Here is a 13596-nt window from a genome sequence, read left to right as displayed (position 1 = left end):
GGGGCGGGCGCACCCCCCGTGACAACGGACACACCCCCGGCTTGAACGCATGCGCGGCTTTACGCACACCTGTGCACCGCATATGCCGGTGGCCCACAATGGAATCCGTGACTTCAGCTACCGAGCAGCCCGAGACCTCCGCCGCACGGCGGCCCGCCGCCGTGCCGCGCCTGATCGCCACCGACCTGGACGGCACCCTGCTGCGGGACGACAAGACGGTCTCCGAGCGCACGGTGGCGGCCCTCGCCGCCGCCGAGGAGGCGGGCATCGAGGTCTTCTTCGTCACCGGCCGCCCGGCCCGCTGGATGGACGTGGTCAGCGACCACGTCCACGGTCACGGCCTGGCGATATGCGCCAACGGCGCCGCGGTCGTCGACCTGCGCGACGGCGCCCGCTTCGTCGACGTCCGCCCCCTGGAGAGCGCCGCCGCCCTTGCCGTCGTGCACGCCGTACGCGCCGCCGCCCCGGGCTCCTCGTTCGCCGTGGAGCGCACCACAGGCTTCCACTACGAGCCCGCGTACCCGCCGTTCTTCCTCGACCCGGGCGCCGTCGTCGCCCCGGCGGAGAAGCTCCTGGCCGAGGACAGCGGCTACACCGAGCCGATCCTCAAGCTGCTGGCCAGCCACCCCGACCTCGGCCCGGACGAGTTCCTCACGATCGCCCGCACCGCAGCCGGGGAGCACGGCTCCTTCACCCGGTCCAGCCCGACCGCACTGCTGGAGATCAGCGGCCTGGGGGTCAGCAAGGCCAGCACCCTGGCGCGGTGCTGCGCAGAGCGCGGCATCTCCCCGGAGGAGGTCGTGGCGTTCGGGGACATGCCCAACGACCTGGAGATGCTCGACTGGGCCGGCACCGCCTACGCCATGGCGAACGCACACCCCGACGTGCTGGCGGTCACCGCGCACCACACCGCGGCCAACAGCGAGGACGGCGTCGCCGCCGTCATCGAGCGGATCCTGGAGGCCCGGTCCGCAGAAGATCCCCGCTAGGCCTCTCCCGGCCGGTGTCCGGAGGCGGCCTACAGCCGCACCCCGCGCGCGTTCAGCCACGGCACCGGATCGACCGCCGATCCGAACTCGGGCGAGGTGCGGATCTCGAAGTGCAGGTGCGGGCCCGTGGAGTTGCCGGTCGTCCCCGACATGCCGATCCACTGGCCTGTGCGCACCTGCTGCCCGGGCGTCACGAACATCGCCGCCAGGTGCGCGTACTGCGAGTACCAGCCGTCGTCGTGCTGCACGACCAGGCTGATGCCGAACGCCCCTCCGCAGCCGGTCGCGACCACCGTCCCCGCCCCGATCGAGCGGACAGGGGTGCCGGACGGCACGGCGAAGTCCTGACCGCTGTGCGTGCTCGCCCAGTTGGCGCCCACGCCGCCGAAGCCCGCGGTCAGCTGGTACGAGGTCACCGGCCGGGTCCAGCGCCCGTTCGCCTGCGCCACGGCCTGGTCCTTGGCCGTCCCCCCGCCGGCGGCCGCGCGGTCGAGGGGGAGCGGGGTGCAGCGACCGCTGTCGATCGCCCCCTGCGCCATGGTGTTGAGATCCGCCCGGGCCGCCGTGAGACGGGTCTCGGCGGCCCGGACGCGCGCCTGCAGCTGCGCCCTGTCCTTATCTGCGTTGACTTGTTCAGCGACCAGCTCCTGTTCCTCCGCGGCCAGGCTCCGGCTCTTGCGGTCGTCCTCGTCCAGCATCCACGCCAGCCGGGCGCGGCGGCGCGCGTCGGGCAGCTGCATGGCCATCAGCTCGAACGGGTCGTCGGCCTCCGCATCGTCGGCAGGGACGGTCGTGAAGCCCCCCGTGCGGTACTGCGCCCGGGCGGCCGACCCCAGGTCCTCGCGCAACGTGTCCGAGACGGCCCTCCGGCCCTGCAACCGGCGGTCTATCTCCTGGGCCCGCGCCTCGTGCGCCTTGGCCACGTGCTGCGCCTCCTCGTAACGGTGCCTCGCCTCCTCGACCTCCCCGGCCAGCCGGAGCACCTCGGAAGTGACCCGGCTCGCGCGGTCCGGCACGCGCACCGCTTCCGGCGGTCCGGAGGGGAGTGACGGAAATCCGAGCGCGCACACGCTGCACAGCACGCACAGGACGGCGAGGACCGCAGCGCCGGCCTTCGGCAGCAGGCGCGGCCCGCGTATCGGTAGGCACAGGCGTCGCATGGACGCGATCTTGTCGTGTGTCCCGGGCGCGCGCGCCCGCTGAGGTCCGTTCGGTGGACGTGCTGCGGCCGGACGGGCGACCGGGGCCCTCTACAGAGGCGCTTCCCACACCACCCGGGTGCCGCCCCCGTCCTCCCCGAGCCCGGGTCCGTACGAGCTGGAGCCGCCCAGCGACTCGGCGCGCTTGGCGAGGTTCCTCAGTCCGCTGCGCCGGCCGCCCTCGGGGATGCCGACCCCGTCGTCCGCAACGGTCAGCCGCACCGCGGGCCTGCCGTCCGGAAGGGTGACCGTGGCGTCGACGACCACCTCCATCCGGGACGCGCGGGCGTGCCGGAACGCGTTGGAGAGGGCCTCGCGCAGCGCCGCGATGAGGTTCTTGCCGGTGAGCTCCCCGACCTTGGCGTCGACAGGGCCGACGAAGTTCGCGGACGGCTGGAAGCCCAGCGGCACCGCTGCCGTTCCGAGCTCGCGCAGGACGCGCGTACGGAGCCCTGCGGGCGCCTCGGCGGGCCCCTGCTGCAGCGCGAAGATGGCCGTACGGATCTCCTGGATGGTCACGTCCAGCTCGTCGACGGCCTGCCCGACCTTCACCTTCACGTCGGGGACTTCGGCATTGCGCTGGGCGCTCTCCAGCATCAGCCCGGTGGCGAACAGCCGCTGGATGACCAGGTCGTGCAGGTCGCGGGCGATCCGGTCGCGGTCCTCGTAGACGGCCAGCCGCTCGCGGTCGCGCTGCGCCTCGGCCATGACGAGCGCGAGGGCGGCCTGGGCGGCGAACTGGGCGGCGAGCGTGCGCTCGGCCGGTGTGAACCTGCGGGCGCCGCGCGCCCGCGGCGTCGCGAGCGTCCCCAGCACCCGGTCGCCGCTCTTGAGCGGCAGCAGCATGCTCGGGCCGAAGCGGGGCGCCACCTCCGTGATCATGCGGGGATCGGTGGCGGAGTCGTCGATGAAGACCGGTTCGCCGGCGAGCAGGTGCGAGACCACCGGGCTGTGGGGCGGTATCACCGTCCCCAGCAGTCCGGACGGGTCGTCGGCGGAGACGGCCACCATCTCCAGCCCGCCGTCGCCGTCCGGCAGCAGCACGATGCCCGCGGCCGAGTCCGCGAGGCGGCGCGCCTGCTCGGCGACGACCGACAGGGCGTCCTCGGCGTCACCGCGCGACAGCAGGGCCGTCGTGACGGCCACCGAACCGTCGATCCAGCGCATGCGCTGGCGCTCCTCGTCGTACACGCGCGCGTTGCCGATCGCGATGCCGGCCTCCGTCGCGAGGATCTTCACCATGTTCAGGTCGGCGAGGCTGAACTCGCGGCCGCCCCGTTTCTCGGTGAGGTAGAGGTTGCCGAAGATCTCGGCCCCCACGCGGATGGGCACGCCCAGGAAGGTGCGCATCGGCGGGTGCCCCGGGGGGAAACCGGCCGAGCGCGGGTCCGACGAGAGGTCGGTGAGCATCACGGGCGCGGGCTGGTGGATGAGCGCCCCGAGCAGCCCGTGGTGGCCGTCGGGAAGCGCGCCGATGCGCTCGTGCTGCTCCTTGGTCACCCCGTACGTGATGAAGTCGGCCAGGCCCTCACCGGTGGAGTCGATGACGCCGATGGCGGCGTAGCGGGCGTCGGCGAGCTCGGCGGCGGTCCGCGTGATGCGGTCGAGGGTGCTGTGCAGCCCCAGGCCCGTGCCGACCGAGCGCATGGCCTCCAGCAGCTGCGGGATGCGCGCGGTGAGCTCCGTGGACATGCCCTGGAGGCTGCGGGTGGCCTCCGTGGCGATGGCCAGGGGGTCCATCGGGCCCGGCCCGCGCCCGGGCGCACCGGCCCGTCCGGGACCGGCGGCGTCCCGCGGGCGGGGGGCGTCTGCCGTGGCTGCCATACCCAAGAGCCTAGTAAGCACCATTTGTCAGGGAAAGCGCTTGCAGGCGGGTGTCCGCCCCGGCGTCCGCCGCGGCCTCGCGCTCCAGCATCCGGCGGAACGGCCCGTCCACCGCCGCCAGCGCCTCGTACGGGCCTCGCTGGACCGTCCTGCCCCGTTCCAGCACGATCACCTCGTCGACCGCCTCCAGGCCCGTCAGCCGGTGCGTGATGAGCACGGTCGTGCGGCCCTCCGTGGCCGCCAGGAGATCCGCGGTCAGCGCGTCCGCGGTCGGCAGGTCGAGGTGCTCGGCCGGCTCGTCGAGCACCAGCACGGGGAAGTCCGCGAGCAGCGCGCGGGCGAGCGCGAGCCGCTGCCGCTGCCCGCCGGACAGGCGTGCCCCGTGCTCCCCGACGAGCGTGTCGAGCCCCTGCGGAAGGCCGTCGACCCACTCCAGGAGACGCGCCGACCGCAGGGCTTCGCGCAGATCGGCCTCACTCGCGTCCGGCCGGGCAAGGCGCAGGTTCTCGCGCAGGGAGCTGTCGAAGATGTGCGCGTCCTGCGCGCACAGTCCCACCAGCCTGCGCACCGCTTCGCCCGCCATGGGCGCCGTGTCCTCGCCGGCGAGGGTGTACGCGCCGGACTCCGCGTCCAGGAAGCGCAGCAGCACCTGCGCGAGCGTCGTCTTGCCGGCTCCGGACCGGCCCACCACGGCCACCCTGCGGCCCGCTCCGAGCTCCAGGCCGAACTCCTCCAGGGCGGGGGCGGGCTGCCCCGGGTAGCGCACCGTGAGGCCCGTCAGCCGCAGCGGGAAGGGCGTTCCCGGCGCGTCGGCCGTCCCCTCCCGTACGGGCGGAGGCGCGTCCAGCACCTCGTACACGCGCTCCGCGGAGCGCCGTACGCGCTGCCGGTACTGCACCGCGAGCGGGAGACCGGCCACGGCCTCGAACGCGGCCAGCGGGGTCAGCACCACCACGGCCAGCCACAGGCCGTCCAGCCTGCCTGTGTGCACGGCCGTCACTCCCGTCCAGGCGGCAGCCGCCACTGTCAGGCCGCACGCGAGGGCGGAGAGGCCCGAACCGAGCGCCGTGGCCGCCGCGGCGCGCCGGGCGATACGGGTGAGCCGGCCGTCGGCCGCACGCAGTCCGGCCAGCCGCTCCGGCAGGGCACCGGCCACGGTCAACTCGTCCGCACCGGCGAGGACATCGACCACCCGGACGGACAACTCGCCACGGGCAGGCGCGGACTGCCGCTCCGCGCGCCGGGCGACCGCTCCGGACAGTAGCGGCACGGCCACGCCCGCGACCAGCAGTCCGAGGGCGAGCACGAGACCGGCCTCCGGGAGCAGCCAGGCGGTGAAGCCGATGGCCGCACCGCCCACGAGGACGGCCGAACCGACCGGCAGCAGCCAGCGCAGGAAGTAGTCCTGCAGGGCGTCCACGTCCGCCACGAGCCGGGACAGCAGGTCGCCCCGGTGGGTGTCGCGCAACCCGGCCGGCGCCAGCCGCTCCAGCCGCCGGTACACCCCGACGCGCAGGCCGGCCAGGGCCCGCAGGACGGCGTCGTGGGAGACCAGGCGCTCGGCGTAGCGGAAGACGGCGCGCCCGATGCCGAACGCGCGGGTCGCGGTGACGGCGACCATCAGGTAGAGCACGGGCGGCTGCTGCGAGGCCCGCGCAATGAGCCAGCCGGACACGGCCATCAGCCCCACGGCGCTGCCGAGGGCCAGGGCGCCCAGCAGCAGTGCCAGGGCGAACCGTGCCCGCAGGGGGCGCCCGGCGGCGCGCACGCGCCCGAGGGCGCCGGGAACCCGCGGGCCGGGCGGGACCTCGGCCGGCTCGTCGGCGGAGCCGGTCGGCGCGGGGCTCCCGGCCTCAGGACCCTGCGCTTCCAAGCCCTGCCCGTCCGGGCTCTGCGCTTCCAGACTTTGCGCTTCCCGGGAAAGCGACGCCGCGCATGGCGAATCCGCGCCGCGCAGCTCAGTTCCTCGCAGCTCAGCTCCCCGCAGCTCCGGGCCGAGTGGTCCCGGCTCATCGGTGCGCTGCGCCGGCACCGCTTCCCGTCCGGTTGCCGGGCCGACCAGCCGTACCGTCCGGCCGGCCACGGCGAGCAGCGCCGGCCGGTGCACGACCATGATCACGGTACGCCCGGCGGCCAGTCGCCGGATCGCCTCGACGACCGAGGCCTCGGTCTCCCCGTCCAGGTTCGCCGTCGGCTCGTCCAGCAGCAGGACCGGCCGGTCGGCGAGGAACGCCCTTGCCAGCGCGAGGCGTTGACGCTGCCCGGCGGAGAGCCCGGCTCCGTTCTCGCCGAGCCGGGTGTCAGTGCCGTGGTGCAGCATGGTCACGAAGTCGAGCGCACCGGCAGCGCGCAGTGCGTCGCACACCTGTGCGTCCGTGGCGCCGGGCCGCGCCAGCCGTACGTTCTCGGCGACCGTCCCGGCGAAGAGACGGGGTCGTTGCGGGACCCAGGCCACCTGGTCCCGCCAGCTTTCGGGGGAGAGCGATGCCAGATCCGTACCGCCCACGAGCACCCGGCCGGCGGCCGGGCGGGCGAAGCCGAGCAGCACGTTCAGCAGGGTGGTCTTGCCGGAGCCGCTGGGGCCCACGAGCGCGACCGTCTCCCCGGCCCGGACCTCGAACGACGTCTCGGGCAGGGAGGGTTCGGCCCGCCCCTCGTGGCGCACCACCAGCCGGTCGACGGTCAGGGCGGCCCGCCGGGCGTCGGGAGCCGGGGCCGTCCCCGCCGGGACCGGCTCGGTCTCCAGGACGGCGAAGACCTCGTCGGCGGCCGCCAGGCCCTCGGCCGCCGCGTGGTACTGCGCGCCCACCTGCCGCAGCGGCAGATAGGCCTCGGGCGCGAGCACCAGCACCATCAGCCCGGTGTACAGGTCGAGTTCACCGTGGACGAGCCGCATGCCGATGCCGACGGCGACGAGCGCCACCGACACGGTCGCGAGGAGTTCGAGGGCGAAGGAGGAGAGGAAGGCGATGCGCAGGGTCCGCAGGGTGGCCCGCCGGTAGTCGGCGGTGATCGCCCGGATCGACTCGGCCTGCGCCTTGGCCCGGCCGAAGACCTTGAGGGTGGGCAGTCCGGCGACGACGTCGAGGAAGTGCCCGGACAGCCGTGACAGCAGCCGCCATTGGCGGTCCATCCGCGACTGGGTGGCCCAGCCGATCAGGACCATGAAGAGGGGGATGAGCGGCAGCGTGAGGACGATGATCAGCGCGGAGACCCAGTCCGCGGAGACGATACGGGCGAGGACGGCGACGGGGACGACGACCGCGAGGCCCAGCTGGGGCAGGTAGCGGGCGAAGTAGTCGTCGAGCGCGTCGACGCCGCGGGTGGCGAGCGTGGTGAGCTCGCCGGTCCTGCGCGCGTCCAGCCAGGCGGGGCCGAGCCGGGTGGCGCGGGTCAGCAGGCGGTCGCGCAGCTCGGACTTGACCGCCGCGCTCGCGCGGTGCGCGGCGAGTTCGGTGAGCCAGGACACGGCAGCGCGGCCGGCGGCCACGGCGGCCAGCAGCGCGAGGGCCGTGCCCAGGTCTCCCGCGGACCGTCCGTGCTGGAAGGCGCCGGTGACGATCTCCGCGACGAGCATCGCCTGGGCGATGACGAGGCCGGCGCCCGCCAGCCCCAGTGCGACGGAGGCGGCCAGGAAGAAGCGGGTCGCCGTGGCGTACCTGAGCAGTCGGGGGTCGACGGGCTTCATGCGGCCTGTCCTCCGTCCGTCGTCGCTGGGGGTCCGTACGCCCTAGTGGGCGGCGGGTGCCGGGATGTGCTGTGTGCCGATCCGCTTGCGGAAGACCCAGTACGTCCACGCCTGGTAGGCGATGATCAGGGGCGTCATGGGCACCGCCACCCAGGTCATGATCTTCAGCGTGTACGGGCTGGAGGCGGCGCCGGCGGCGGTCAGGCTCCAGGCCGGGTTCGCCGAGGAGGGCATGACGTCCGGGAAGAGCGCGAGGAAGACCAGCGCGAAGGCGGCGGCGATCGCCACGCCGGAGCACGCGAAGGCCCATCCCTCGCGCCCGTAGTGGTTCATGACCAGCGCGGCGGCCAGTGCCGCCACGGCGACGATCAGGGCGGGCAGGCTGCGTCCGTTGCCGGACTGGATCTGCGTCCAGCCGAGGAAGGCCACGGCGAGCACGCCCGAGGTCATCCCCAGCACGGTGGCGCGGGAGCGCGCCCGGTCGCGGATGTCGCCCACCGTCTTCAGCGCGGCGAAGACCGCGCCGTGGAAGGTGAACAGCACGAGGGTCAGGAGGCCGCCCAGGAGCGCGTACGGGCCGAAGAGGTCGGCGAGGGTGCCGGTGAAGTTCTTGTCCGGCCCGATCGGCACCCCGCGCACGATGTTCGCGAAGACGACGCCCCACAGGAAGGCGGGCAGCAGTGAGCACCAGAAGATCGCGTGCTCCCAGTTGCGCTGCCAGCGCTCACCGCTGCGCTTGTGGCGGTACTCGAAGGCGACGCCGCGCACGATCAGGCAGATCAGGATGGCCAGGAGGGGCAGGTAGAAGCCGCTGAACAGGGTGGCGTACCAGTCGGGGAACGCCGCGAAGGTCGCGCCGGCCGCCGTGATCAGCCAGACCTCGTTGCCGTCCCAGACGGGTCCGATCGTGTTGATCAGCACCCGGCGCTCGGTGCGGTCCCGGGCCAGCAGCTTGGTCAGCACGCCTATGCCGAAGTCGAACCCTTCGAGGAAGAAGTAGCCGGTCCACAGGACGGCGATGAGCAGGAACCAGAAGTCGTGGAGGTGCATGGTCGGTTCTCCGTTCCGTTCCGCCGCGTCGGCAGACGAGGGCGTCGGACGAAATCGTCGGTCGGCGCGTCAGCAGGCGAAGGTCACGCGTCAGTAGGCGAAGGTCATCGGCTTGTCGGCGTCCTCGGGGTGCTCGGCCGCGCCGCCGGAGGGCAGCCGCAGCCTGGGGTCCTTCGCGGGCGGCTTCTCGTCGGTGTCCGGTCCGGCCTTGGCGTACTTCACGAGCAGCCTGACCTCGACCACGGCCAGCACCCCGTACAGCAGGGTGAAGACGCCCATGGAGGTGAGCACCTCGGCCTGGCTGACGCCGGGCGACACCGCGTCGGCGGTCTTCATCAGGCCGTAGACGCCCCAGGGCTGGCGGCCCATCTCGGTGAAGATCCAGCCGAAGGAGTTGGCGATCAGCGGGAAGCCCATGGTCAGGATGCCGATCCGCCACGACCAGGCGGTGAGGAACGGGTTCATCTCGCGGTTCTTGGTCAGCATCAGGCGCGGGACCTCGGTCTCGCCCGTGCGGTACTCGGGCGCGAGCCAGAACTTCTTGCGGGTGGTCCACAGCCCGATCAGCCCGGCGACGAAGGAGGTCATCCCGAAGCCGATCATGAGCCGGAAGCCCCAGAAGGTCATGAAGATGCTGGGGATGTAGTCCTCCGGCTTGCCGCCGTACTGGGCGGCCTCGCGGGCGGCGATGTCGTTGATGCCGGGGACGGCCTCGGAGAAGTTGTTGTGGGCGAGGAAGGAGAGCAGGCCCGGGATCTCTATCTCGACGCTGTTGTGGCCCTTGCTGACGTCGCCGACCGCGAAGACCGAGAACGGCGCCGGCGCCTTGGTGTCCCACAGCGCCTCGGCCGCGGCCATCTTCATCGGCTGCTGCTCGAACATCACCTTGCCGAGCTCGTCGCCGCTGACCGCGGTGCCCAGACCGGCGATCACCGCGACGACGAGGCCGGTGCGCAGCGAGGCCCGCATCGCGCCGACCTGGTTGCGCTGCTTCTCGCCGAGCTCCTCGCCGCGCAGCTGCTTGCGCTTGGCGCGCCACAGGTGGAAGGAGGCGATGCCGACGATGAAGGCGCCACCGGTGAGGAAGGCCGCGGTGAGGGTGTGGAAGACGACGACGAGGGTGGTGTTCTGGGTGAGCACGGCCCAGATGTCGGTCAGGCGCGCCTTGCCGGTCGCCTTGTCGACGGCGTAGCCGATGGGGTGCTGCATCCAGGAGTTCGCGGCCAGGATGAAGTACGAGGACAGCAGCGTGCCGACGGCGACGATCCAGATGCACGCGCAGTGGATCTTCTTCGGCAGCTTGTCCCAGCCGAAGATCCACAGGCCGATGAAGGTCGACTCGAAGAAGAAGGCGAGCAGGGCCTCCATCGCGAGCGGGGCGCCGAAGACGTCACCGACGAAGCGTGAGTAGTCCGACCAGTTCATGCCGAACTGGAACTCCTGCACGATGCCGGTGACCACGCCCATCGCGATGTTGATCAGGAAGAGCTTTCCCCAGAACTTCGTCGCGTGGAAGTACTTGTCCTTGCCCGTGCGGACCCAGGCGGTCTCCAGCCCGGCGGTGATCGCGGCAAGGCTGATCGTGAGCGGGACGAAGAGGAAGTGGTAGACGGTCGTGATGCCGAACTGCCAGCGGGCCAGTGTCTCAGGAGCCAAAGCCAGATTCACTCGGTCTCTCCTTGCCTGTCGCATCGCCGGCAACACAGGTCTCCGGCGTTATGCACCTGTATGCCCCAGGTAAAGCAGGACAATAGAGGCGCGCTTGTGAACGCGTTCACATTCACAAGCATTATGACGCACCAGCTTTTCGGACAACTCAGGGGGGTACCCCCTTCGGCCCTAGTGCGGCCCGGCCATGAGGACGCCCGGCCCGCCCCGCGCCCCCGCGCCCCCGCACCCCGCCCTGACACAAGAACGCCGCACGCCCCCGTCAGGGGCGTGCGGCGTTCGTCGCGCATCGCCTGCCGGCCGTCAGACCTGTCGGTCATCGGACCTGCCGATCAGAGCTCCTTGCGGAACTCCTCCGCCACCCGCAGGAAGATGTCGTTCGCCTCGGTCTCGCCGATCGTCACCCGCACGCCCTCGCCCGGGAACGGCCGCACGATCACACCGGCCCGCTCGCACGCCCCCGCGAAGTCGAGCGTCCGCTCGCCCAGGCGCAGCCACACGAAGTTCGCCTGGGTCACCGCCGGCGTCCAGCCCTGGGCCGTCAGCCCCTCCACGACCCGCGCCCGCTCCGCCACCAGCGCGTCGACCCGCTCGCGCAGGGCGTCCTCGCTGCGCAACGACGCGACGGCCGCCTCCTGCGCGATGTGGCTCACGCCGAACGGCACGGCCGTCTTGCGCAGCGCCGCGGCCACCGGCTCGTGCGCCACGGCGAAGCCCACCCGGAGGCCGGCCAGGCCGTACGCCTTGGAGAAGGTGCGCAGCACGCAGACGTTGGGCCGGTCGCGGTAGAGCTCGAGGCCGTTGGGGAACTCGGGGTCACGGACGAACTCGATGTACGCCTCGTCGAGCACCACCAGGATGTCGGAGGGCACCCGGTCCAGGAAGGACTCCAGCTCGGCCCGGTGCACCACGGTGCCCGTGGGGTTGTTGGGGTTGCAGACGAAGATCAGCCGGGTCCGGTCGGTGATCGCCGCCAGCATCGCCTCCAGGTCGTGGACCTCGTCACCGGTCAGCGGGATCTGCACCGGCGTGGCCCCGGAGACCTGGGTGATGATCGGGTACGCCTCGAAGGACCGCCAGGCGTAGATCACCTCGTCGCCGGGCCCGGCCGTGGCCTGCACCAGCTGCTGGGCCACGCCCACCGAGCCGGTGCCGGTGGCGAGGTGGGTCAGGGGCACGGAGAAGCGCTCGGCCAGCTCGGCCATCAGCCCGGCGCACGCCATGTCGGGGTAGCGGTTGAGGGAGCCGGCCGCGGCGACGGCCCGCTCCAGCACGCCCGGCAGCGGCGGATACGGGTTCTCGTTGGAGGACAGCTTGAACGCGACCGGGCCGTCGGCGGCAGCGGGCTTGCCCGGCTTGTAGGTGGGCACGTCGTCCAGCGCGGCACGCAGCTTCGGGGTCTTGTCGGTCACCGCAGGTCCTCCACGAATAGCGGACATGAATACTGCACACCTTAAGAGGATTCACCGGGCCCGCGTCCAGAGACGGGAGTGAGCCCGCCCACCCCGCTTCCCACCGCCGGCTCACCGGAACCGGAGATCCCGCCCGCCCGGACGCCTCACCGCTGGAGCAGCCGGAAGCTCCCCGCGGAAGCGGCCCGCCGCCTCTCCCCGGAAGCAGGGGGAGCGCTTCCGGAAATGCCGCACGCCGGTGGCGGGCGCCGTGGCGCGCATCCCCCGTGAAGGTGAGTTGAGACCTCTTCGAGACCTGGACCATTCACCAGGTGCGGATATGCCACAGGCCAACGGCCTACCCTCAGCACCCACAACTGACTGCGTTTCCATGGTCATTGCAGGAAATTCCTCTTGCAGAAACGTCTCTGTCAACAGTCAAATATGCCGCCCTGCCAACGGACCACACGAGCCCTACTATCGGCTCGCCATGACAGCAGCAGGGAAGCATCAGGTGAGCCGGGCGGAACCATCCCGCAGGGGCAGCCGGCATGGACGTGCGGGCATCCGCGACGTGGCCGCCGCCGCCGGGGTTTCGATCACGACCGTCTCCGACGCGCTCAACGGCAAGGGCCGGCTACCGGACGCGACCCGCCGCCATGTCCGCGAGGTCGCCGACCGGCTGGGCTATCGCCCGTCCGCCGCGGCCCGCACCCTCCGTACGGGCAAGTCGGGGCTCATCGGCCTGACCGTGACCACGTACGGGGATGAACCTTTCACCTTCACCGAGTTCGCCTACTTCGCCGAGATGGCGCGAGCCGCCACCTCCGCCGCGCTGGCCCGCGGCTACGCCCTGGTCATCCTCCCCGCCACCTCCCGCCACGACGTCTGGTCCAACGTGGCGCTCGACGGCACCGTCGTCATCGACCCCTCGGACCACGACCCCGTGGTCTCCGACCTCGTCCGCCAGGGCATCCCCGTCGTCTCCGACGGGCGCCCTGCCGGCACGCTGCCCGTCACCGCCTGGGTGGACAACGACCACGAGGCCGCCGTCCTGGGCATCCTCGACCACCTCGCCGCCGCCGGCGCCCGCCGGATCGGCCTGCTGACCGGGACCAGCACCGACACGTACACCCGCCTGTCCACCCACGCCTACCTGCACTGGTGCGAGCGGATCGGCCAGGACCCGGTCTACGAGAAGTACCCCGCCCACGACCCCTGCGCCGGCGCCGTCGCCGCCGACCGGCTGCTCGCCCGCCCCGACCGGCCCGACGCCGTCTACGGCCTCTTCGACCCCAACGGCACCGACCTGCTGGCCGCCGCCCGCCGCTACGGGCTGCGCGTCCCGGACGACCTGCTGCTCGTCTGCTGCAGCGAGTCCACGGTCTACGCCACCACCGAGCCGCCCATCACCACGCTCTCCCTCAAGCCGCGGCGCATCGGCACCGCGGTCGTCCAGCTGCTCATCGACGCCATCGAGGGGCTGGACAGCGGCCGGCCGGTCGAGCAGGTGATACCGACCGAGCTGATCGTCCGGACCTCCTCGCAGCGCCGCCCGCCGCGCACCACCGTCAGCGCGCCGCGCGGCCCCGCCGTCTGATCCCCGGCGCGCCGGGCACCGGAGATCCCGGTGCCGCGGCGCCCGGCACGACACGACGGTGCCCGCCGGCCGGGCGTGCCCGCTCCCGGGCGGTCAACGCGCCGTTCGCCGCCTCCACCGCCCTTCACCCGGTGCCGGGAGGGCGCTCAGGGGGCGCACAGCCCCCGGGCGAATGGCTCAATTGGGG

8 protein-coding genes are annotated in these 13596 nt (G+C 72.6%); 2 read left to right on the top strand and 6 right to left on the bottom strand.

Going from position 1 to position 13596, the window contains the following annotated elements:
- The first annotated feature begins 98 nt into the window (after window positions 1–98).
- The gene (locus ACOTKD_RS07765; protein ID WP_424888125.1) at window positions 99–989 is read left to right on the top strand and encodes an HAD family hydrolase; all 891 of its coding nucleotides are present in this window, start codon (window positions 99–101) and stop codon (window positions 987–989) included.
- A 29-nt stretch (window positions 990–1018) separates the two neighbouring features.
- Here ACOTKD_RS07765 and ACOTKD_RS07760 read toward each other — a convergent pair whose 3' ends face one another.
- From ACOTKD_RS07760 to hisC, 6 genes are all read right to left on the bottom strand, one after another.
- Window positions 1019–2149, bottom strand: coding sequence for a peptidoglycan DD-metalloendopeptidase family protein (locus ACOTKD_RS07760; protein WP_424888124.1), 1131 nt, complete (start codon window positions 2147–2149; stop codon window positions 1019–1021).
- Window positions 2150–2239: 90 nt separating this feature from the next.
- Entirely contained in the window at window positions 2240–3928 is a 1689-nt protein-coding gene (locus ACOTKD_RS07755; RefSeq protein ID WP_424888394.1) for a GAF domain-containing sensor histidine kinase, read from the bottom strand.
- Window positions 3929–4022: 94 nt separating this feature from the next.
- On the bottom strand, window positions 4023–7700 hold the full coding sequence (gene cydD, locus ACOTKD_RS07750; RefSeq protein ID WP_424888123.1) for a thiol reductant ABC exporter subunit CydD: 3678 nt from the start codon (window positions 7698–7700) through the stop codon (window positions 4023–4025).
- A gap of 42 nt (window positions 7701–7742) precedes the next feature.
- Entirely contained in the window at window positions 7743–8750 is a 1008-nt protein-coding gene (gene cydB / locus ACOTKD_RS07745) for a cytochrome d ubiquinol oxidase subunit II (protein ID WP_424888122.1), read from the bottom strand.
- Window positions 8751–8840: 90 nt separating this feature from the next.
- Entirely contained in the window at window positions 8841–10418 is a 1578-nt protein-coding gene (locus ACOTKD_RS07740; protein ID WP_424888121.1) for a cytochrome ubiquinol oxidase subunit I, read from the bottom strand.
- A gap of 332 nt (window positions 10419–10750) precedes the next feature.
- The gene (gene hisC, locus ACOTKD_RS07735) at window positions 10751–11857 is read right to left on the bottom strand and encodes a histidinol-phosphate transaminase (RefSeq protein WP_424888120.1); all 1107 of its coding nucleotides are present in this window, start codon (window positions 11855–11857) and stop codon (window positions 10751–10753) included.
- A 442-nt stretch (window positions 11858–12299) separates the two neighbouring features.
- Between hisC and ACOTKD_RS07730 the strand changes: the two genes are divergently transcribed.
- Window positions 12300–13409 (top strand): LacI family DNA-binding transcriptional regulator, encoded by a 1110-nt coding sequence (locus ACOTKD_RS07730; RefSeq protein WP_424888119.1) that lies wholly within the window; start codon window positions 12300–12302, stop codon window positions 13407–13409.
- The last annotated feature ends 187 nt before the right edge of the window (window positions 13410–13596 follow it).

Origin of the sequence: Streptomyces sp. XH2, assembly GCF_049725035.1 — a bacterium.
In the GTDB taxonomy this organism is placed as follows: Bacteria; Actinomycetota; Actinomycetes; order Streptomycetales; family Streptomycetaceae; genus Streptomyces; species Streptomyces roseoverticillatus.
Note: the sequence above shows the minus strand (reverse complement) of the source record. Positions and strands in the feature narration are given on the sequence as shown.